We start from the raw sequence: 21,565 nt of genomic DNA, 5'->3' as shown, positions 1-21,565 counted from the left end.
CAGCTCCGCGCCGCGTGCCGGACTACTTCGGACTCGTGTGGACGCGATTGCTGGCGGTGCTGAACTATCTCGGACTGCGCAAACAGCGCCCTGCCGACGCCGCGTCCGCCGACACCGCCCGCGGCGACTACGGCAAGACCGTCGCCCGCCTGCACGACGACGAGCGCGAGGTCGGGCCGCTCAACGCCGAGGAGACCCGCAGGCTCCGCCGCATCAAGCTGTTCGGTGCCACCGGGTCGGTCCTCATCCTCATCGGTGCCCTCGGGACCGGCGCAGTACCCGTGCTGCAGAATCCGGTGGCTGGGATGCGGGTTCTGTCGTTGCCGTCACGGATGTTCGGCACCGCGCTCGCCCTGTCCATCGGCGGCGCGATCACCCTCGTCGTCGCATGGCTGCTGCTCGGGCGGTTCGCGGTCGGCCGGTTCAGCGTCGAGGTGCGCCACGGGCGGAGCCCAGAGCGCCGTATGAGCCGCCGCCAGGCCGACCGGACCCTCATGCTCTGGATCGCCCCGATCATCGTCGCGCCCCCGCTGCTCAGCAAGGACATCTACTCCTATCTCGCCCAGAGCGCGATCGCGTCCCGCGGCATGGATCCGTACTCGGTCAGCCCGGTCCGGGGACTCGGGGTCGACCACATCCTGACCCGGTCGGTACCCAACCTGTGGCGTGACACCCCGGCGCCCTACGGTCCCTTCTTCCTGTGGATCGGCGAGGGCATCACCAAGGTCACCGGCGACAACATCACCGCCGCGATCTTCCTGCACCGCATCGTCGCGCTGATCGGTGTGGCACTCATCGTGTGGGCACTCCCCCGGCTCGCCCGCCGATGCGGGGTGTCGTCGGTGGCCGCACTGTGGCTCGGCGCGATGAACCCGCTGGTCATCCTGCATCTCGTCGGCGGCATCCACAACGAGGCCCTGATGCTCGGGCTGATGCTCGTCGGTCTCGAGTTGAGCTTCCGCGCGATCTACGGCGCCGAACGCCTCCGCAGACCCGGCACCCTCGTCCCCACCCGCGCGGGCTGGTTGCTCATCGCCGGGGGCGCGGTGCTCGCGGCGTCGGCGATGATCAAGGTCACGTCGATGCTCGCGCTGGGCTTCGTCGGCATCGCCCTCGCCATGCGGTGGGGCGCGACCCTGCCCGCGCTCCGGCACGCGCCGGTCCGCGAATGGTGGGGCCGGTCGCGGTGGTCGGTGCTCATGCTGAGTGCGTCCGCAGCCTTCTACGTGGTGGTCCTCGGCGTCGTGATGATGGCCATCTCCCTCGGCACGGGGCTCGGCTTCGGCTGGACCGGCACGCTGTCGACGGGTGAGATCGTCCGCTCCTGGATGTCGATGCCGACGCTGCTGTCGGTGACCACCGGGCGGATCGGGGTGACCCTGGGCCTCGGTGAGCACACGCAGGCGATCCTCGAGGTCGCCCGGCCGATCGCGCAGCTCGTCGCCGCGCTCTTCATCGTCCGGTGGATGCTCGCCACGCTCGGCGGCCGCCTCCATCCGCTCGGCGCGCTCGGTGTGTCGATGGCCACAGTGGTGTTGTTCTTCCCGTTCGTCCAGGCCTGGTACCTCCTGTGGGCCGTGATCCCGCTGGCCGCGTGGGCGACCGGCGCCTGGTTCCGGATCTCGACGATCGCCGCGTCGGCGATCATCGCCATCGTGGTGATGCCCACGAGTTCGAACACCAGCGGAGTGGTGCTGGCACAAGGACTTCTGGCCGGCGTGATCATGGTCGCGGTCCTCACCGCGCTGTTCTTCGAGGACCGCGCGCCGCGACGCCGACGTCGGCGCACGTCCGCTCCGGATGACGACGAGACGCCGGCCGGGTCGGCCTCGACGCGCCGATGACGACGTGCGTGGTGGGCCGGGTCACCGTTTTTCGTCCCTGGGCTCCGAGCGCCTAGTCTGACCTGTGTGCGAAGCACGACCTCTCGGCAGATCAACGACGACGATCGGGTGAACGATCGTCGGCTCCGCGATCCCGGTTTCGGAGAGGTGACCGCGGACCGGTCGGACTCCGCCGGTCCCGCGGTCGAGATCAGCGGCCTGGTCAAACGTTTCGGCGACCGTACGGCCGTCGACCGGCTCGACCTCACGCTCCGACGCGGCGAGATCCTGGCTCTCCTGGGGCCCAACGGGGCGGGCAAGACGACCACCGTCGAGATCTGCGAGGGATTCACCGAGCCCGACGCCGGTACCGTCCGCGTCCTGGGACTCGACCCCATCGCCGACAACGATGCACTCCGGCGCCGCATCGGCGTCATGCTCCAGGGCGGCGGCGCCTATCCGGGAGCGCGTGCCGAGGAGATGTTGCGCCTCGTCGCGGCGTACGCGGCAGATCCCATCGACCCCGAGTTCCTTCTGGACGCACTCGGCCTGACCGAGGTGCGGCGTACGTCCTACCGGCGACTGTCCGGCGGGCAGCAACAGCGCCTGGCGCTGGCGTGCGCCGTCGTCAACCGGCCAGAGCTGGTCTTCCTCGACGAGCCGACCGCCGGGCTCGACGCCCACGCCCGGCTCGTCGTGTGGGAACTCATCGACCGGCTGCGGGCCGACGGCGTATCGGTGCTCCTGACCACGCATCTGATGGACGAGGCCGAGGAACTCGCCGACCACGTGACGATCATCGATCACGGCCGGGTCGTCGCCGACGGGACACCCGCCGACCTCACCAGCACCGGCGCGGAGAACGAACTGCGTTTCACCGCTCCCCGCGGACTCGATCTGTCGATGCTGGTGCTGGCCCTGCCGGAGGGATACCACTGCACCGAGGCCACCCCCGGTTCGTACCTCGTGATCGGTCCGATGACGCCGCAGGTGCTTGCGACCGTGACGGCGTGGTGCGCCAAGATCAACGTCCTGGCCACCGACCTCCGGGTCGAGACCCGCAGCCTCGAAGACGTCTTCCTCGATCTGACCGGACGGGCCCTACGACCGTGACCTCACCTGTTCCCACCGACGCGCAGCGGTCCGGCACGTTCCCCGACGGCCTGTTCCGCCCGGCTCCTCGGCCGGCGTCACTGCCGGCCATGATCGCCGCGCAGTCCGGACTCGAACTCAAGCTCCTGCTCCGCAACGGCGAGCAGCTGCTGCTCACCATGTTCATCCCCATCACGCTGCTCGTCGGTCTGTGCCTGCTGCCGATCGACACCGGTTTCGGCGCGGGCCCGGCGGAGCGCGCGGCACTGTTCGTCCCGGCGATCCTGACCGTGGCGGTGATGTCGACGGCGTTCACCGGGCAGGCGATCGCGGTGGGCTTCGACCGCCGCTACGGAGCCCTCAAACGGCTCGGCGCCACCCCGATCCCGCGTTGGGGGATCATCGTCGGCAAGTCGATCGCGGTGCTCGTGGTGGTCGCGTCGCAGTCGGTGATCCTGGGTGCGATCGGTGCGACCTTCGGCTGGCGACCGAGTCCCGTCGGCCTGCTCATCGGCGCGGTTGTCCTCGTGATCGGCACAGCGTGTTTCGCGGCTCTCGGTCTGCTTCTGGGCGGCACGCTCAAGGCGGAGGTCGTCCTGGCCCTGGCGAATCTGCTGTGGTTCGCGTTGATCGGCCTCGGCAGTCTCGTCGTCGTCGATTCCAATGTCCCCGACGCCGTGTACTGGATCGCGCGGTGCATCCCGTCGGGGGCCCTGAGCGAGGCGCTCGAGATGGCTTCGGAAGGTTCGTTCGACGCCTTCGGGGTGGGTGTCTTGCTGGTGTGGGCCGCGGTGGCCGGCACCTTGGCGGTGAGGTGGTTCCGATTCCGATGACATCCGATACTTCGAACGCGCCGGCGGCATCCCGGTCCGGCGAGCGACCGGCGTCGACCGACGAACCGCGTCCGCTGACCGGTCCGTGGCGGTTCATCCCCGGCTTCGGCCGGCCGACCGCGCGATTCGTGCACCGCTGGGCGATCGCCCTGCTCATCTCGAACGTGGGCATCGTCGCCACCGGCGGCGCCGTCCGCGTCACCGGCTCGGGACTCGGTTGCCCGACCTGGCCGCGATGCACCGACGAGTCCTTCGTGCCGCACGGCGAGCTGGGCGTGCACGGCGCGATCGAGTTCGGCAACCGCATGCTCACCTGGGTGCTGATCGTCATCGCCATCGCGACCTGGGTGGCCGTTCTCCGGTTCGCCGGGTCGGCGCGACGGGACAAGTGGCTGGTCACCCTCATCGCCCTGGGCATCCCCTTCCAAGGGGTCATCGGCGGCATCACGGTGCTGACGCAGCTCAACCCGTGGGTCGTCGCGCTGCACTTCCTTCTCTCCATGGCCTTGGTGTCCGCGGCCACGGTGCTGGTCTATCGGATGCGGCCGTATCCGACGCCCGTCGCGCCCGAGTCGTCCGACTCCGACGCTCCGCCCACCGCAACCCGCCGGCTCGGTATCTACCTCGCCTGGCTCGTCTACCTCGTCACCTGGGGAACGATCTACCTCGGCACAGTGGTGACCGGCTCCGGACCGCATGCCGGCGACGCGGACGCGCCGCGCAACGGCCTCGACCCCGACAACGCGACCCAACTGCATGCCGACGCCGTCTTCGCCCTCGTCGGACTCGCGATCGCAGCTCTCGTCTACGCCCGCGTCTTCGCTCGCCCGCAGCAGCGATCGGCCGTGGTGTTCATGCTGCTCCTGCTGCTCCAGGGCCTGATCGGGTTCGTCCAGTTCGCCACCGATCTGCCCGTCGCTCTCGTCATCGCGCACATGTTCGGCAGCGCGCTGCTGCTCATCGGCGCCACCTGGCAGCTCGTGGTCGCGAAGAACACAGACGTGAGTAACTCAGGCACGAAAAAGGCAGACCCGCTGCGCGAGTCTGCCTGATCGACGCCCGGCCTCAGAGGATGGCGCGGTTACGCGCTCGGGGGAAGCGCTTCTGCCGAGCGACCCAGCCCGCCATCTTGCGGTAGTGCGAGGTCGACACCGTCGTCTCCGAGGTGAGGTCGCGGTCCCACTCGGCGATCTCGAGACCGTCGACCGCATCGACCACGGCCTGTGCGGTCGCCAGGTCCGGCACCACCCGGTCACCGAGGATGCCGTTCGCGTCGCCCACCATGGTGATCCGTACCCCGGCGTCCCCGATCGCCTGGAGAACCACCTTCGCGCTGCCACCTTCGCGCTCGACGAACTTGCGTACCGAGGCGACGACCTCGGTGGGTGCATCGACCTTCTTCTGCTGGCTCGAGTTCTCGTCGGCGGTGGTGTTCGTCATGGGGGTCAGCATACCGGGACGGTTTCGGCGTGTAGAACGGTGTCGTGCGAGCGATTCAGGTGACCCGCCACGGCGGACCCGACGTCCTGACCTTCGGCAGCGTCGACGACCCCATACCCGCGCCCGACGAGGTGATCGTCCGGACATCTGCGGTGGGCGTCAACTTCATCGACACCTATCTACGACGCGGCCTCTATCCCTCGACCCCGCCCTACATCCCCGGCAGCGAGGGCGCCGGCGTCGTCGTCGCGACCGGCTCGGACGTGACGTCGCTGCGCGAGGGTCAGCGTGTGGCGTGGTGTGCGGCGCCCGGTTCCTACGCCGAGCTCGTCGCGGTCCCGGCGTCGAAAGCCGTTCCGGTGCCCGACGCGGTCGACGATGCGGTCGCCGGTTCGTCGCTGCTCCGCGGCCTGACCGCGCACTACCTCCTCGACGGAAGCGCTCATCCCCGGTCCGGCGAATCGATCCTCGTGCACGCCGGTGGCGGCGGTGTCGGGCTGATCCTGACCCAGCTGGCCAAACGCCGCGGACTGAGGGTCATCACGACGGTGTCGTCCGACGAGAAGGAGGAACTCTCCCGGGCGGCTGGCGCCGACCACGTGCTTCGCTACGGCGAGGACCTGAGCTCGCGGGTCCGTGAACTCACGGACGGGCGCGGCGTGCCCGTGGTGTACGACGGCGTCGGCGCCGACACCTTCGAGCAGTCACTGGCGTCGACCGCGATACGTGGGATCGTCGTGCTCTTCGGAGCGGCGAGCGGACCGGTTCCGCCGTTCGATCTGCAGCGTCTCAACCCGGCGGGATCGCTGTCGGTGACCCGCCCGACACTGGGCCATTTCACCGACACGGCCGAGGAACTCCACTGGCGAGCGGGCGAGTACTTCGAGGCGATCGTCGACGGCAGCGTCGAGGTGCGCGTCGGGCAGCGGTACCGACTCGCCGACGCGGCGGCGGCGCACACCGATCTGGAGGCGCGCGTCACGACGGGCACCACGGTGCTGTTGCCCGCCGGGATCTGAGCGGGGCTCAGAAGTAGGACGAGATGGTCTGAAGTCCGACGACCGCGTCGATCGCGAGTCCGCAGAACACGATGGCGAGATACTCGTTGGACTGCAGGAAGACCTTCAGCGGAGCGACTTCGGCGCCACGCTTGGTGTCGCGGTACAACTTGTGCACGCGCTCGAGGAACCAGCCGCCGGCTGCCAGCGCGATCACGGTGTAGATCCAGCTCGTCGCCGGGATGAGCAGGAGAGAGCTCACCACGGTGAGCCACGTGTAGATGAGCATCTGCCGGGTGACGCGTTCCTCGGTCGCGATGACCGGGAGCATCGGCACGCCTGCCGCCTTGTAGTCCTCCTTGTAGCGCATCGCGAGCGCCCAGGTGTGCGGCGGCGTCCAGAAGAAGATGACGGCGAAGAGAACGATCGGCTGCCAACTCAGCGAGCCGGTGACCGCAGCCCACCCCACCAGGGTCGGCATGCAGCCCGCAGCACCACCCCAGACCACGTTCTGCCAGGTCCGACGCTTGAGGATGAGCGTGTAGACACCGACGTAGAAGAGGATGGTCGCCGAGACGAGCAGGGCGGAGAGCAGATTGGCGGCGAAGTACAGGACCGCGAAGGACGCCGCCCAGAGGACGAGACCGAAGATCAGGGCACTGCGGGTCGCGACGGCGCGGCGGGCCAGCGGACGCCGGGCCGTGCGCTTCATCTTCTTGTCGATGTCGGCGTCGGCCACCATGTTGAGAGTGTTCGCACTCCCGGCTCCGAGCCAGCCGCCGATCAGGGTGAAGGCGATGACCGCGATGTCGACGTGGCCGCGGTCGGCTTGCAGCATGACCGGGATGGTCGCGACGAGAAGCAGCTCGATGACGCGCGGCTTGGTCAACGCGATGTAGGCGAGCACCGTCGCACGCACGCGCCCGGCCCACGACTGATCGGCCGGTGCGACCGGATCGGTCGATACCTGCGGATTCGATGCGGTGTCGGTCGAGTGAGATGCGGCGGAACTGTCCCCGCTCACACGCTCCCCTATCCTCACGAACACTCCTCGTCCGCCCGCACAGACGCCCGCGGGCTACTACACAGCATGGTAGACGTTTGCCTTTGCGAACCGTGAATCGAGGCACGGCGACGACGCGGGCGGGCCCACGACCGGCGCGGACGCCTGAACTCGCCGGTAACCATCGGTCGGCGCGCAGTGCGAGCCCGGCGCCGATTACTCTGGACCCGTACGCGCCGACGGGCGTCGGTCGCCCGAGCGCCGACAGCCTCAGGACCGATCGCCACTTGTACGAATCGCACCGAGCAGGCACAGGAGACAATCAGCATCGTGGCCGACACAGACGAGATCCGCGCTTTGACCACCCCCCGTCACCCGGACGACTGGACCGACCTCGACACCCGCGCCGTCGACACGGCCCGGCTCCTGGCGGCCGACGCAGTGCAGAAATGCGGAAGCGGACACCCGGGCACCGCGATGAGCCTCGCGCCACTGGCCTACACCTTGTTCCAGCGGGTGATGCGCCACGACCCGACCGACACCGACTGGGCCGGCCGCGACCGTTTCGTGCTCTCGTGCGGGCATTCGAGCCTGACGCTCTACATCCAGCTCTACCTCGGCGGATTCGGCCTCGAGCTCTCCGACATCGAGGCGCTGCGGACCTGGGACTCCCTCACCCCGGGCCACCCCGAGTTCCGTCACACGCGCGGCGTGGAGATCACCACCGGCCCGCTCGGTCAGGGTCTGGCGTCGTCGGTGGGCATGGCGATGGCCGCCCGTCGCGAACGCGGCCTGTTCGACCCGGACGCGGCCCCCGGGCAGAGCCCGTTCGACCACTACATCTATGTCGTCGCCTCCGACGGCGACATCGAAGAGGGCGTGACCTCGGAGGCCAGCTCGCTGGCCGGTACCCAGCAGCTCGGCAACCTGATCGTGTTCTACGACCAGAATCAGATCTCGATCGAGGACGACACCGACATCGCGCTGTCGGAGAACGTCGCCAAGCGGTACGAGGCCTATGGCTGGCACGTCCAGACGGTCGAGGGCGGCGAGGACATCGTCGCCATCGAGGCCGCGGTCGAGGCCGCCCGCCAGGTCATCGACAAGCCGTCGATCATCTGCCTGCGGACGATCATCGGCTACCCGGCGCCCAACATGATGAACACCGGCATGGCCCACGGTGCGGCGCTCGGCGAAGACGAGGTCGCGGCGACGAAGAAGGTCCTCGGCTTCGACCCCGCCAAGAACTTCGAGGTGAGCGACGAGGTCATCGGGCACACCCGCAAGCTCATCGACCGCGGCGCCGAGCAGCGCAAGGCGTGGACGTCGTCGTTCGACGCCTGGGCGGAGAAGAACCCCGACGCCAAGAAGCTGTTCGACCGGCTGACCGCCCAGGAGCTCCCCGAGGGCTGGACCGACGCCCTCCCGAGCTGGAACGTGGGCGACAAGGACGTCGCGACGCGAAGCGCGTCGGGCAAGGTGCTCGGCGCCCTCGCGCCCGTGCTGCCCGAGCTGTGGGGCGGTTCGGCCGACCTCGCCGGCTCAAACAACACGACGATGGACGGCGAACCGTCGTTCGGACCGACCTCGATCAGCACCAAGAAGTGGTCGGCGAACCCGTACGGCCGCACCCTGCACTTCGGTGTGCGCGAGCACGCGATGGGCTCGATCCTGTCGGGCATCGTCTTGCACGGTCCCACCCGCGCCTACGGCGGCACGTTCCTGCAGTTCGCCGATTACATGCGTCCCGCGGTCCGGCTCGCCGCCCTGATGGAGATCGACCCGATCTACGTCTGGACCCACGACTCGATCGGTCTCGGCGAGGACGGCCCGACCCACCAGCCGATCGAACACCTCGCCGCGCTGCGTGCGATCCCGAATCTCGATGTGGTGCGCCCCGGCGACGCCAACGAGACGGCGTTCGCATGGCAGCACCTGCTGACGCGACGCAACCATCCGGTCGGCCTGGCACTCACCCGGCAGAACATCCCGATCCTCGAGGGCACCTCGGCGCAGGGCGTTGCCAACGGCGGGTATGTCCTGAGCGACTCCGAGGGTGACCCGCAGGTCGTGCTCATCGGCACCGGTTCCGAGGTCCACCTGGCCGTCGACGCGCAGAAGGCGTTGGCGGAGAAGGGAATCAAGGCGCGTGTCGTCTCGATGCCCTGCGTCGAGTGGTTCGACGAACAGCCGCAGGGCTACCGGGACGACGTGCTGCCGCCGTCGGTCCCGCGCGTCGCCGTCGAAGCCGGTATCGCGATGCCGTGGTACCGCATCGTCGGCGCCGGTGGCGAGATCGTCTCGATCGAGCACTTCGGTGCCTCCGCCGACTACAAGGTGCTGTTCACCAAGTTCGGTATCACCGCCGAGGCCGTGACCGCGGCCGCCGAGCGCGTCGTCGCCGGCTGACAAAGCCGTAGACAACACCGGCTGACAAGCCAACCCCATGAGGAGAGAATCGTGACCCAGAACGAGAAGCTCGCCGAACTGTCCGCTGCCGGAGTCTCGGTGTGGCTGGACGACCTGTCCCGGGACCTGATCAGCTCCGGCGACCTCGCAGACCTGATCGCGACCAAGTCGGTCGTCGGGGTGACCACCAACCCGTCGATCTTCCAGGCCGCGCTGTCCAAGGGCAACGCCTACGACGATCAGGTCAACGAGCTGGCCGCACGGGGCGCCGATGTCGACGCCACCATCCGGACGGTCACCACCGACGACGTCCGCAACGCCTGTGACGTCCTCGCCCCGACCTTCGAGGCGACCGACGGCGTCGACGGCCGGGTCTCGATCGAGGTCGACCCGCGCCTGGCCCACGACACCGACGCCACGGTGGCCCAGGCCGTCGAGCTGTGGAAGATCGTCGACCGGCCGAACCTGCTCATCAAGATCCCGGCCACCGAGGCGGGCCTGCCGGCCATCGCCAAGGTGATCGCCGAGGGCATCAGCGTGAACGTCACGCTGATCTTCTCGGTCGAGCGCTACGAGAAGGTCATCGACGCCTACCTCGACGGCCTCGACGCCGCCGCCCAGGCAGGCCATGACCTGTCGCGCATCCACTCCGTCGCGTCGTTCTTCGTGTCGCGCGTGGACACCGAGATCGACAAGCGGCTCGACGCCATCGGAACCCCGGAGGCCGTGGAACTGAAGGGCAAGGCCGCACTGGCCAACGCCCGCCTCGCCTACTCGGCCTACCAGCAGGTCTTCGAGGTCGAGTCCCGCTTCCCCGACCTCCTTGCCAAGGGCGCGCGGCCCCAGCGCGCACTCTGGGCGTCGACGGGTGTGAAGAACCCGGACTACCCGGACACGCTGTACGTGAGCGAGCTCGTCGCGCCGAACACGGTCAACACGATGCCCGGCAAGACGATGGACGCCTTCGCCGACCACGGCTGGGTCAACACCGGGTCCATCATCGGTCTCGCCGCCGAGTCGCAGGAGATCTTCGACAAGATCTCGGCGGTGGGCGTCGACGTCGCCGACGTCTTCAAGGTTCTCGAGGACGAGGGCGTCAGCAAGTTCGAGGACGCGTGGAACGATCTGCTCAGCGCGACCGCCGAGCAACTGTCCGCAGCGAACGAGGGCTGAGCGCAGGTGGCCGGAGGCGAGCAGTCGGTCGGGTCCGGTTCGTGGACCAATCCGCTCCGTGACCCACAGGACAAACGGCTGCCACGCATCGCGGGACCATGCAGCCTGGTCATCTTCGGGGTCACCGGTGACCTGGCACGCAAGAAATTGATGCCGGCGGTCTACGACCTGGCCAACCGCGGCCTCCTGCCACCCTCGTTCGCTCTCGTCGGGTTCGCCCGTCGCGACTGGACCGACGAGGACTTCGGCGCCATCGTTCACGACGCCGTCCGCGAGCACGCACGGACCGGATTCCGCGAAGAGGTGTGGGAACGCCTCGCCGAGGGATTCCGCTTCGTGCAGGGCGCCTTCGACGACGACGCCGCCTTCGACCGGCTGCGCGACACCCTCAAGTCGCTCGACGTCGAACGCGGGACCGACGGCAATCACGCCTTCTACCTGTCGATCCCACCGAAGGCGTTCCCCACGGTCTGCGAGCAGCTCGAACGCAGCGGACTCGCCGCCCCGACGGGCGACAGCTGGCGCCGGGTGGTGATCGAGAAGCCGTTCGGTCACGACCTCGAGTCCGCCCGCGAGCTGAACGCGATCGTCAACAACGTCTTCCCGGAGTCGTCGGTGTTCCGCATCGACCACTACCTCGGCAAGGAAACCGTCCAGAACATCCTGGCCCTGCGGTTCGCCAATCAGCTCTTCGACCCGCTCTGGAGTTCGCACTACGTCGACCACGTCCAGATCACCATGGCCGAGGACATCGGTCTCGGCGGTCGGGCGGGTTACTACGACGGCATCGGCGCGGCGCGCGACGTCATCCAGAACCACCTCATGCAGCTCATGGCCCTGGTCGCGATGGAGGAGCCGATCTCCTTCGAGCCCAAGCAATTACAGGCCGAGAAGATCAAGGTCCTCGCCGCGACCCGCAACGTCCTGCCGATCGACGAGAACACCGCCCGCGGTCAGTACGGACCCGGTTGGCAGGGCAGCGAGAAGGTCCCGGGCCTCAAAGACGAAGACGGCTTCGCGAAGGACTCGACGACCGAGACCTTCGCCGCGATCGCACTCGAGGTCGACTCCCGACGCTGGGCCGGTGTGCCGTTCTACCTCCGTACCGGTAAGCGTCTGGGCCGACGGGTCACCGAGATCGCGCTCGTGTTCAAACGCGCACCACACCTGCCCTTCGATCAGACGATGACCGAGGAGCTCAGCCAGAACGCGCTCGTCATCCGGGTCCAGCCGGACGAGGGCATCACCCTGCGCTTCGGCTCGAAGGTCCCCGGGTCGAGCATGGAGGTCCGGGACGTCAACATGGACTTCAGCTACGGCACCGCCTTCACCGAGGCCTCGCCGGAGGCCTACGAGCGGTTGATCCTCGACGTCCTGCTGGGTGAGCCCTCGCTGTTCCCCGTCAACGAGGAAGTCGAGTTGTCGTGGCGCATCCTCGATCCGGTGCTCGAACACTGGGCTGCGTCGGGCTCCCCCGACACCTACGAGTCCGGCACGTGGGGTCCGCCGTCGGCCGAGGAGATGATGGCCCGCACCGGTCGCGCGTGGCGCCGGCCGTGACGAGAAGCCCGCACGTCCTCACCGACCGTTCCGTTCAGGAGGCCACCCGATGATCGTCGAACTGCCCGACACGTCGACCGGAAAGGTCGCGAAGAAGATCATCGAGGTGCGTGCCGCGGGTGGTGCGCTCAGTCTCGGACGCGTCCTCACTCTCGTCGTGTGCGTCGAACTGGGCGAACCGATGGAAGGGGCCATCGAGGCGGCGGTCGGCGCCAGTCGCGAGCATCCCAGCCGCGTCATCGTCGTGTACCGGGGTGTGCGCGAGGGTGACTCACGGCTCGACGCGCAGATCCGCGTGGGCGGCGACGCCGGCGCCTCGGAGGTGGTGGTGCTGTCGCTGCAGGGCGAACTGGCCGACCATCCCCACAGTGTCGTGACTCCGTTCCTCCTGCCCGACACCCCGGTCGTCACCTGGTGGCCGGGCAAGGGCCCGGTGCGTCCCGCCGACGATCCACTCGGCAGGCTCGGACATCGGCGCATCGTCGACGCGAGCAAGGCCGACGACTCGCTCGCGGTGCTCGCGCAGCGCCTCGAGACCTACTCCCCCGGCGACACCGACCTCGCCTGGACCCACGTCACGCACTGGCGCGCGATCCTCGCCTCCGCATTCGATCGTCCGCCGCACACCCCGGTCACCGAGGTCCAGGTGACGGGAGCGCAGAACTCGCCATCGGTCGATCTACTCGCCGGGTGGCTACGATCCACCCTGCGCGTGCCGACCCGGCGCCGGCGTGGGAGTTTCGAGATCCGCCTGTTCCGCGACGACGGCCCGACCATCCTCGCGGTGGACGAAGAGAACAACGCGGTGCTCTCGATGCCGGGTAAACCCGATGGGCGCGTCGCGATGGGCCGACGCGAACTGCCCGCCTGTATCGCCGAGGAGTTACGACGACTCGACACCGACGAGGTGTACGTCGAAGCACTCAAGGGAGTGCCCGAGGTCGAGTTCGCAGACGACGCCGAAGGAGTTGCCGCCCGATGACCACCGAGACCCTCGTCTTCGACTCCAAGCAGGAACTGGTCGAGACCGCCGCCACCCGTTTCGTGGACCTCGTCACCCGCGCCCAGGCCGAACGCGGTGTCGCCAGCGTGGTGCTGACGGGCGGCAGCAACGGGATCGGACTCCTCTCGGCGCTCGCCGCGGACAGCGGCACCATCGACTGGTCGAAGGTCGACATCTACTGGGGCGACGACCGATTCGTCCCCGCCGACGACCCGGAGCGCAACTCGGGTCAGGCACGTGAGGCGCTGCTCGACAAGGTTCCCGTCGACCCGTCACGGGTGTTCCCGATGGCGCCGTCGGACGGTCCGCTCGGTGACGACATCGAGGCGGCGGCAGCCGATTATGCCGCGATCCTCGCCGGCCGGTCGAGTGACGGTGTGGCCCCGGACTTCGATCTCCACCTGCTCGGCATGGGTGGTGAGGGGCACGTCAATTCACTGTTCCCGCACACCGCGGCAACCGCGGAGACCACCAAGTCGGTTGTCGCCGTCGAGGATTCGCCGAAACCACCACCGCGCCGGATCACGCTGACCCTGCCCGTGGTGAACCGCTCGCGACAGGTGTGGTTCCTGGTCGCCGGGGCCGACAAGTCCGAGGCGGTCGGCGCCGCCCACCGCGGCGCGGATCCTGCCGACTGGCCCGCCGCCGGCGCCCGCGGCACCGAGGAGACGATCTGGTTCCTCGATGACGCGGCCGCCGCCGACCTCAAGTGATCTTCTAACCCGAATTGCGCAGCGCGGTCGCGAGACCGTTCATGGTGAGCTGGATCCCGCGTCGAACGATGGGGGTGTCCTCCCCGGCCCGGAAACGGCGGAGGAGCTCGACCTGTAGCAGGTTCAGCGGTTCGAGGTACGGGAACCGGTTGTAGACCGACCGCTTGAGTGCGGCGTTGTCGTGGAGCAGGTCGTCGGTGCCGGTGATCTTCGCGCACATCGCGATGGTCCGTTCGTGTTCGTCGACAATCATGCCGAACACCCTGTCGCGCAACTCCTCGTCGGGAACGAGCTGCGCGTACCGGTGAGCCAGCCCCATGTCGGACTTCGCCAGCACCTGGGCCATGTTCGACATGACGGTGCGGAAGAACGGCCACTTCGCGTAGTACCGGCGCAGTGTCTCGAGGCGGTCCGGGTCGTCACCGACCCACTCCTCGAACGCCGACCCCGTGCCGTACCAGCCGGGCAGCATCACCCGTGACTGGGTCCACGAGAGCACCCATGGGATCGCACGGAGATCGGAGATCTTCTCGGTCTGCTTGCGCGACGCCGGGCGGCTGCCGATGTTGAGGGCCCCGATCTCCGACAGCGGCGTCGAGGTGGTGAAGTACTCGACGAAGCCCGGTGTCTCGTGGACCAGGCGGCTGTAGGCGGCTCTGGCCTTCGCCGCGATGTCGTCCATGATCTCGTAGGCGGAATCGGATTCGTCGCCGAGTCCCTCCACGTCCAGGAGTGAGGACTCGATGGTCGCGGCGAGCAGCGTCTCGAGATTGCGACGAGCCGTGACCGGTTCGGCGTACTTCGCGGCGATGATCTCGCCCTGCTCGGTGATGCGCAGCGAACCCTGGACCGCGCCCGGAGGCTGGGCCAGGATGGCGTCGTAGCTGGGACCGCCGCCACGTCCGACGGTGCCGCCGCGTCCGTGGAACAGACGCAGCCGGATCCCCGACCGCGCCGCCGCGTCGACCAGGTCGAGCTCGGCCCGGTAGAGTGCCCAGTTCGCGGCCATGTAGCCGCCGTCCTTGTTGGAATCGGAGTAGCCGAGCATGATCTCCTGAATCCCGTTCTGGGACTGGACCATCGCGCGGTAGAACGGGACGTCGAGGACGGCGAGCAGCGTCTGTGCACCCTGCTGGAGATCCTCGATGGTCTCGAACAGCGGAACCACCCGTACCGTACAGCGAGGCGTTCCGCCATCCGGGTCGTAGAGTCCGGCCTCTTTGAGCAGGATCAGTGCCTCGAGCATGTCACTCACCGAGGTGCACATGCTGATGATGTAGTTCGGTACGGCCGCCGGTCCGAAGGTGGCCACCGCCCTGGCGGCTGCCCGGACGATCCCGAGTTCCTTGGTCGCGAGTTCGCTGAGCTCGGCGTCGGGGCTGGTCAGCGGACGACGCGCACTCAGCTCGGCCGACAGGATTCTCACCCGCTCGGACTCCTCGAGCGACGCGTAATCCGGATGCACCCCCGCCCACGCCAGGAGTTCGGCGACCACTTCCTCATGCATGTCGGAGTTCTGCCGCATGTCCAGTCCGGACAGGTGGAAACCGAACGTGCGCACCGCTTCTCGCAAGGCGAGCAGCCGATCGTCGGCGATCGAGTCGTCGTTGTTGGCGCGGAGCGCATCATCGATCACGTCGAGATCGGCGAGAAGCTCGGCCGCATGGCCGTACGGTTGCCTGCCGTCGATCAGGGACTCCTCGCTCGAGGTGAGGAAGTCGTCGTCGAACATGTCCCGAGCGGTCGCCAGCAGGCGGGAGCGGATGGCGCGCAAGGCGAGCCGGAAGGGTTCGTCGGCGCCCGGATCGTCGGCCGACGCCCCGGCGAGGTCGAACAGGGTGTCGCTGGCATCGATCAGTCGCGCCGACATGCTCAGTTCCTGAGCCAGGCTCTCGAGCTCGGACAGATGATGTCCGACGGCGGTCTGCGCGGCGAGGGTCGTGGCCAGGGTCACGACCTCGGAATTCACGAACGGGTTGCCGTCGCGGTCGCCGCCGATCCACGACCCCATCTGGATCATCGGCTCGTCGGCGAGTCCCGCATCGGGGTACGTCGCGCGCAGCGCGGCACGCACCGCGGTGTTGATGGCCGGCACGACCTCGAAGAACGACGCATCGTAATACCGCAGCCCGGAACGGATCTCGTCCTGGATGGTGAGGCGTTCGAGTCGGATGAGAGCGGTCTGCCACAGCGTCAGGATCTGACGTCGAATGGACTCGGTGACCTCTGCGTCCTCGTCCGGTGTCAGCTCGGTGCGGCCGCGGAACCGCATGAGCTCGGTGATGCGGTTCTGGGCCTCGAAGACGGTGCGGCGGCGGGTCTCGGTGGGGTGCGCGGTGATGACCGGGACCACCGCGGCGTCGGCGAGGGTCCGGCCGACCTCCTCGTCGCCCAGCCCCGCGGCGGCGAGTTTGCGGTAGGTGGCGGCGAGACTGCTGTCCTGCGGCGGGTCTCCGGCCCGGACGTGGATGGCCCGACGCCTCTCGCGGTGGATGTCCTCGGCCAGATTGGCCATCAGGGCGAAATGGCTGAAGGCCCGGATGACCGGGACGGCGGTGGAGATGTCCAGATCGACGAACATGTCCGCGAGTTCGTTCCGGTCGATCTCGTTGCGGCGCACGCGGAACGCGGCAACGCGGGCCGCTTCGACGAGATCGAACACGTCGGCGCCGGAGTGCTCTCGGACGACGTCACCGAGGATTCCGCCGAGCAGGCGGATGTCCTCGCGCAAAGGTTCGGTGAGCGCACGGCCCTCGTCGTCGACGACGATGTGGTCGACGATCGAGATGGACGGGCGCCAGTCCGGGACTCCCCGTGTGGGGACGGTTTCACTCATGCCGACAAGTATCCCGGCATCACCCGGGAGCGGCATCCCGAGATGCTATCCGGACAGTTTGATGTCGACGCCGACGCCGACGATGAAGATCACCCAGATCAGTCCGACGAAGATGGTGAGCCGGTCGAGGTTGCGTTCGACAACGCTCGAGCCCGACAGGCTGGACTGGACACCGCCGCCGAACAGCGACGACAGACCGCCACCCTTGCCGCGGTGCAGCAGGATGAGCACGATCAGCAACACGCTGGTCACGATCAATCCGATGTCGAGTGCACCTTGCACAGTCACGAGTCGAAACGCCCTTCCGTAAAGCCCTTTACATACAGCTGTGGCAGGCCGGCCCCCGATCGAGACGACGTGAATCGCATCGACTCGAGGCCAACCTGCCACAGTGTACGCGTGGGTATGACCCGTCAGGGCAAGGGGCCACCCGCGGCGATCGCCGACAGCGTCGCGAACTCGTCGGACTTCAGCGAGGCCCCGCCCACCAGCGCGCCGTCGACGTCCGGTCGTCCGACCAGGTCGCCGACATTCTTGGCGTTGACCGATCCGCCGTAGAGGATGCGCACCGATGCCGCGGTGTCGGCGTCGGCGATGTCCACCAGGGCCTCACGGATGGCCTTGCAGACCTCTTGCGCGTCGTCCGCGCCGGCCACCCGACCGGTGCCGATCGCCCAGACCGGCTCGTAGGCGATGACGGTCTTGGCGATCTCGGCGGCGGACAGACCGGCGAGCGAGCCCTTGAGCTGCGCGACGTTGTACGCCACGTGCTCGCCGGCCTCGCGGACGTCGAGCCCCTCGCCGATGCACACGATCGGCGTGAGCTCGTGCTTGAGCGCGGCCTTGGTCTTGGCGAGCACGACCTCGTCGGTCTCACCGTGCAGCGTGCGCCGCTCGGAGTGCCCGACGACCACGAACGTGCAGCCGAGCTTCGCGAGGAACGCGCCGCTGATCTCGCCCGTATAGGCACCCGAGTCGTGTGCGGACAGATCCTGCGCACCGTAGGTGAGCAGCAGCTTGTCCCCGTCGACGACGGTCTGCACGCTGCGGATGTCGGTGAACGGCGGGATCACCGTCACGTCGACCTTGTCGAAGTACTTCGCCGGCAGCGCGAACGCGATCTTCTGCACCAGCGCGATCGCCTCGAGATGGTTCAGGTTCATCTTCCAGTTGCCCGCGATGAGCGGCTTACGCTGTGCCATGGTTCAGCTCTCCAGGACCTTGAGACCGGGCAGTTCCTTGCCCTCGAGGTACTCCAGCGACGCGCCACCTCCGGTGGAGATGTGCGAGAAGTCGGAGTCGGGCAGGCCGAGCGTGCGCACGGCGGCGGCCGAGTCGCCGCCACCGACCACGGTGAACGCGCCGTTCCCGGTCGCGCCGGCGATGGCCTCGGCGACACCGCGGGTGCCCGACGAGAACTTCTCGAACTCGAACACCCCCGACGGACCGTTCCAGAAGATGGTCTTGGCACCGGACAGCACCGCGGCGAACCGCTTCACCGACTCCGGCCCGATGTCGAGTCCCATCCAGCCGTCCGGAATCGCGTCGGAGGCCACCGTGTCCGACTCGGCGTCGGCGGCGAACTTGTCGGCCACCACGACGTCGACGGGCAGGTGGATGACGTCGCCGAACCGCTCGAGCAGGCTCTTGCAGACATCGATCTGATCTTCCTGCAGGAGCGAGGTGCCGACCGAATACCCCTGCGCGGCAAGGAACGTGAACGCCATTCCGCCGCCGATGACCAGGGTGTCGACCTTGGGTGCCAAGGCCTCGATGACGCCGAGCTTGTCCGAGACCTTCGAGCCGCCGAGGACGACGGCGTAGGGACGCGTGACCTCGTCGGTGAGCTTCGACAGCACCTCGACCTCGGCGGCGACGAGCTCACCCGCGTAGTGCGGGAGCAGCTTGGCGACGTCGTAGACCGAGGCCTGCTTGCGGTGCACCACTCCGAAACCGTCGGAGACGAACGCGCCGTCATCGCCGACGAGCTCGACGAGCGCCTTGGCGAGCGCCTCGCGTTCGGCATCGTCCTTGGAGGTCTCCCGCGGATCGAAGCGGATGTTCTCCAGCAGCAGGACGTCGCCGTCGGTGAGCCCTTCCGCGCGTGCCAGCGCGTCGGTTCCGACGACGTCACCGGCGAGCTGCACGTTGCGGCCGAGTTCCTCGCCGAGCCGGGCGGCGACCGGGGCCAGCGAGAACTCCGGGTCCGGCTCGCCCTTCGGACGACCCAGGTGCGCGGTGATGATCACCTTCGCACCGGCGTCGATGAGCGCGTTGAGCGTCGGCAGGGACGCGAGGATGCGACCCGGATCGGTGATCGTCGACCCGTCGAGCGGGACGTTGAAATCCGACCGGACCAGCACACCCCTGCCCGAAACACCTTCCTCCAGAAGGTCTTTCAGAGTGGGAACACCCATGAGGCGTTGACTCCTAAAGTCGTTGGGGGTGGATCAGAGCGACTTGCCGACGAGACCGATGAGGTCGACGAGGCGGTTGGAGTAGCCCCACTCGTTGTCGTACCAGGACACGACCTTGGCCTGGTCGTCGATCACCTTGGTCAGGCCGGCGTCGAACAGCGAGCTGTGCGGGTCGGTGACGATGTCGGACGAGACGATCGGCGCGTCGTAGTACTTGAGGATGCCCTTGAGCGGACCGTCGGCAGCTGCCTTGAGCGCTGCGTTGATCTCGTCGGCGGTGGCGGTCTTCGACAGCTGTGCGGTGAGGTCGGTGACCGAACCGGTGGGGATCGGGACACGCAGCGCGTAGCCGTCGAGCTTGCCCTTCAGCTCCGGGAGGACCAGGCCGATGGCCTTGGCGGCACCGGTCGAGGTCGGCACGATGTTGATGGCGGCGGCGCGCGCGCGACGCAGGTCCTTGTGCGGGCCGTCCTGCAGGTTCTGGTCCTGGGTGTACGCGTGGATCGTGGTCATGAGGCCCTTGACGATGCCGAACTCGTCGTTGAGGACCTTCGCCAGCGGGCCGAGGCAGTTGGTGGTGCACGAGGCGTTGGAGATGATGTTCTGGCTGCCGTCGTACTTGTCGTCGTTCACGCCCATGACGATCGTGATGTCCTCATCCGACGCCGGGGCGGAGATGATGACCTTCTTGGCGCCGGCATCGAGGTGTCCCTGCGCCTTGGCGCGCGCGGTGAAGATACCGGTCGACTCGACGACCACGTCGACGCCCAGGTCGCCCCACGGGATCGCGGCCGGGCCTTCTTTGACCTCGAGGGCCTTGATCTTCTGCTCGCCGACGACGATGGTGTCGTCGCCCTCGAGGGAGACGTCGTCGGAGAGGCGACCGAGGATGGAGTCGAACTTCAGCAGGTGCGCGAGGGTCGCGTTGTCGGTCAGGTCGTTGACCGCGACGATCTCGATGTCGGTGGTGCCCAAAGCTTTTTGCGCTTCGACGGCGCGGAAGAAGTTGCGGCCGATCCGGCCGAATCCGTTGACGCCTACCCGAACAGTCACAGTTGTGCTCCTTAGCGGTATTCATGGTCGGGCCTGGTGGTCAAGCCCTGTCTGGCCGCGCGTGCGCGGTCAGCGAGAGCACACCTGAGTGGTCACGCCTCCGCGCACGTCGCCACCAGCCTAGTAGGCGACCCTGCGCTCGGCACACCGCAGGTCCGGGTCACGCACGCCGGTGGTGCTCCGCCGCGGGTCTCAGGCCTCGTCGAGCAGCTCGGAGGTGACCGCGGACTCGGTGTCGGGGATCCCGTCCTGGCGGGCCTTCTTGTCGGCCATCGACAGCAGCCGGCGGATTCGTCCGGCAACGGCGTCCTTGGTCATCGGCGGGTCGGCGAGCTGACCGAGCTCCTCGAGAGACGCCTGCCGGTGCGTGATGCGAAGCTGCCCAGCCGCGATGAGATGGTCGGGCACCTCGTCGCCGAGGATGTCCAGTGCGCGTTCCACCCGGGCCGCGGCCGCGACGGCCGCGCGCGCCGATCGACGCAGGTTCGCGTCGTCGAAGTTGGCGAGGCGGTTCGCGGTGGCGCGGACCTCCCGCCGCATACGGCGTTCTTCCCAGACGAGCCTCGTGTCGTGGGCACCCATGCGGGTCAGCAACGCGCCGATGGCCTCGCCGTCGCGGATGACGACCCGGTCGGCGCCGCGGACCTCGCGCGCCTTGGCCGTGACTCCGAGCCTCCGTGCCGCGCCGACCAGGGCGAGTGCCGCCTCCGGTCCGGGACAGCTGACTTCCAGAGCCGACGACCGACCGGGTTCGGTGAGCGAGCCGTGCGCGAGAAACGCTCCGCGCCAGGCGGCCTCGGCGTCGGCGACGCTGCCGCCGACGACCTGTGCGGGCAGTCCGCGCACCGGCCGGCCGCGCAGGTCGAGCAGTCCGGTCTGCCGTGCCAGGCCTTCGCCGTCCTTGGTGATCCGCACGATGTAGCGCGCCGATTTCCGTAGCCCGCCGCCGCGCAGGACGTGGACATCCGAGGCATAGCCGTAGAGGTCGTGGATCTCGCGGCGCAAGCGACGCGCCACGTTGCCCATGTCGACCTCGGCCTCGACCACCACGCGACCCGCGACGATGTGCAGGCCGCCGGCGAAACGCAGCAACGCCGACACCTCGGCTCTCCGAGAACTCACCTGAGTCACCGACAGGCGACTGAGTTCGTCCTTCACCGCCGCCGTCATCGCCACCGGTACCTGTCCTCCTGTCAACAGACCACACGTCCC

General features: G+C 68.2%; 18 protein-coding genes. 10 read left to right on the top strand and 8 right to left on the bottom strand.

Annotation, left to right across the window (positions count from 1 at the left end):
• The first annotated feature begins 14 nt into the window (after positions 1-14).
• The 4 genes from mptB to KTR9_RS12690 all read left to right on the top strand — a co-directional run bounded on the left by mptB (position 15) and on the right by KTR9_RS12690 (position 4,800).
• Positions 15-1,844 carry a polyprenol phosphomannose-dependent alpha 1,6 mannosyltransferase MptB gene (gene mptB, locus KTR9_RS12705; protein WP_014926675.1) on the top strand — a complete coding sequence of 610 codons (1,830 nt, stop codon included), beginning with the start codon at positions 15-17 and terminating at the stop codon, positions 1,842-1,844.
• A gap of 108 nt (positions 1,845-1,952) precedes the next feature.
• Positions 1,953-2,936 carry an ABC transporter ATP-binding protein gene (locus tag KTR9_RS12700; protein ID WP_014926674.1) on the top strand — a complete coding sequence of 328 codons (984 nt, stop codon included), beginning with the start codon at positions 1,953-1,955 and terminating at the stop codon, positions 2,934-2,936.
• On the top strand, positions 2,933-3,748 hold the full coding sequence (locus KTR9_RS12695; RefSeq protein ID WP_014926673.1) for an ABC transporter permease: 816 nt from the start codon (positions 2,933-2,935) through the stop codon (positions 3,746-3,748). The genes KTR9_RS12700 and KTR9_RS12695 overlap by 4 nt, the downstream gene beginning before the upstream one ends.
• A complete protein-coding gene (locus KTR9_RS12690) occupies positions 3,745-4,800 on the top strand; it encodes a COX15/CtaA family protein (protein ID WP_014926672.1) in 1,056 nt (351 codons plus the stop codon). The genes KTR9_RS12695 and KTR9_RS12690 overlap by 4 nt, the downstream gene beginning before the upstream one ends.
• Positions 4,801-4,813: 13 nt before the next feature.
• On the opposite strand, the gene KTR9_RS12685 is transcribed toward KTR9_RS12690, so the two are convergent.
• Positions 4,814-5,200 carry a hypothetical protein gene (locus KTR9_RS12685; RefSeq protein ID WP_044506614.1) on the bottom strand — a complete coding sequence of 129 codons (387 nt, stop codon included), beginning with the start codon at positions 5,198-5,200 and terminating at the stop codon, positions 4,814-4,816.
• Between the two features lie 32 nt (positions 5,201-5,232).
• On the opposite strand from KTR9_RS12685, the gene KTR9_RS12680 reads away from it, so the two are divergent.
• On the top strand, positions 5,233-6,207 hold the full coding sequence (locus tag KTR9_RS12680; protein ID WP_014926670.1) for a quinone oxidoreductase family protein: 975 nt from the start codon (positions 5,233-5,235) through the stop codon (positions 6,205-6,207).
• 7 nt (positions 6,208-6,214) lie between these two features.
• On the opposite strand, the gene KTR9_RS12675 is transcribed toward KTR9_RS12680, so the two are convergent.
• Complete coding sequence (locus KTR9_RS12675) at positions 6,215-7,210, bottom strand: heme o synthase (RefSeq protein ID WP_010841009.1); 996 nt, start codon at positions 7,208-7,210, stop codon at positions 6,215-6,217.
• Between the two features lie 309 nt (positions 7,211-7,519).
• On the opposite strand from KTR9_RS12675, the gene tkt reads away from it, so the two are divergent.
• Genes tkt through pgl form a run of 5 tightly spaced genes read left to right on the top strand, consistent with a single transcriptional unit; the run spans position 7,520 to position 14,047 of the window.
• A complete protein-coding gene (gene tkt / locus KTR9_RS12670) occupies positions 7,520-9,598 on the top strand; it encodes a transketolase (RefSeq protein WP_010841008.1) in 2,079 nt (692 codons plus the stop codon).
• A 51-nt stretch (positions 9,599-9,649) separates the two neighbouring features.
• On the top strand, positions 9,650-10,771 hold the full coding sequence (gene tal / locus KTR9_RS12665; RefSeq protein WP_010841007.1) for a transaldolase: 1,122 nt from the start codon (positions 9,650-9,652) through the stop codon (positions 10,769-10,771).
• A 6-nt stretch (positions 10,772-10,777) separates the two neighbouring features.
• Positions 10,778-12,331 (top strand): glucose-6-phosphate dehydrogenase, encoded by a 1,554-nt coding sequence (gene zwf, locus KTR9_RS12660; protein ID WP_014926668.1) that lies wholly within the window; start codon positions 10,778-10,780, stop codon positions 12,329-12,331.
• 49 nt (positions 12,332-12,380) lie between these two features.
• The gene (locus KTR9_RS12655) at positions 12,381-13,313 is read left to right on the top strand and encodes a glucose-6-phosphate dehydrogenase assembly protein OpcA (RefSeq protein ID WP_010841005.1); all 933 of its coding nucleotides are present in this window, start codon (positions 12,381-12,383) and stop codon (positions 13,311-13,313) included.
• Entirely contained in the window at positions 13,310-14,047 is a 738-nt protein-coding gene (gene pgl, locus KTR9_RS12650) for a 6-phosphogluconolactonase (protein ID WP_010841004.1), read from the top strand. Before KTR9_RS12655 ends, pgl begins: the two co-directional genes overlap by 4 nt.
• Positions 14,048-14,051: 4 nt before the next feature.
• On the opposite strand, the gene ppc is transcribed toward pgl, so the two are convergent.
• From ppc to whiA, 6 genes are all read right to left on the bottom strand, one after another.
• Positions 14,052-16,883 (bottom strand): phosphoenolpyruvate carboxylase, encoded by a 2,832-nt coding sequence (ppc, locus tag KTR9_RS12645; RefSeq protein WP_044507895.1) that lies wholly within the window; start codon positions 16,881-16,883, stop codon positions 14,052-14,054.
• A gap of 45 nt (positions 16,884-16,928) precedes the next feature.
• On the bottom strand, positions 16,929-17,165 hold the full coding sequence (gene secG, locus KTR9_RS12640) for a preprotein translocase subunit SecG (RefSeq protein ID WP_010841002.1): 237 nt from the start codon (positions 17,163-17,165) through the stop codon (positions 16,929-16,931).
• A 131-nt stretch (positions 17,166-17,296) separates the two neighbouring features.
• A complete protein-coding gene (gene tpiA / locus KTR9_RS12635; protein ID WP_014926665.1) occupies positions 17,297-18,085 on the bottom strand; it encodes a triose-phosphate isomerase in 789 nt (262 codons plus the stop codon).
• A gap of 3 nt (positions 18,086-18,088) precedes the next feature.
• The gene (locus KTR9_RS12630; RefSeq protein WP_014926664.1) at positions 18,089-19,300 is read right to left on the bottom strand and encodes a phosphoglycerate kinase; all 1,212 of its coding nucleotides are present in this window, start codon (positions 19,298-19,300) and stop codon (positions 18,089-18,091) included.
• 33 nt (positions 19,301-19,333) lie between these two features.
• Positions 19,334-20,353 (bottom strand): type I glyceraldehyde-3-phosphate dehydrogenase, encoded by a 1,020-nt coding sequence (gene gap, locus KTR9_RS12625; RefSeq protein WP_010840999.1) that lies wholly within the window; start codon positions 20,351-20,353, stop codon positions 19,334-19,336.
• Between the two features lie 192 nt (positions 20,354-20,545).
• Positions 20,546-21,529: a DNA-binding protein WhiA gene (gene whiA / locus KTR9_RS12620; RefSeq protein ID WP_014926663.1), complete on the bottom strand. Its 984-nt coding sequence runs from the start codon at positions 21,527-21,529 to the stop codon at positions 20,546-20,548.
• Positions 21,530-21,565: the final 36 nt, after the last annotated feature.

This window comes from Gordonia sp. KTR9, assembly GCF_000143885.2.
Lineage (GTDB): Bacteria > Actinomycetota > Actinomycetes > Mycobacteriales > Mycobacteriaceae > Gordonia.
This window is presented reverse-complemented; position numbering and strand designations above follow the sequence as displayed.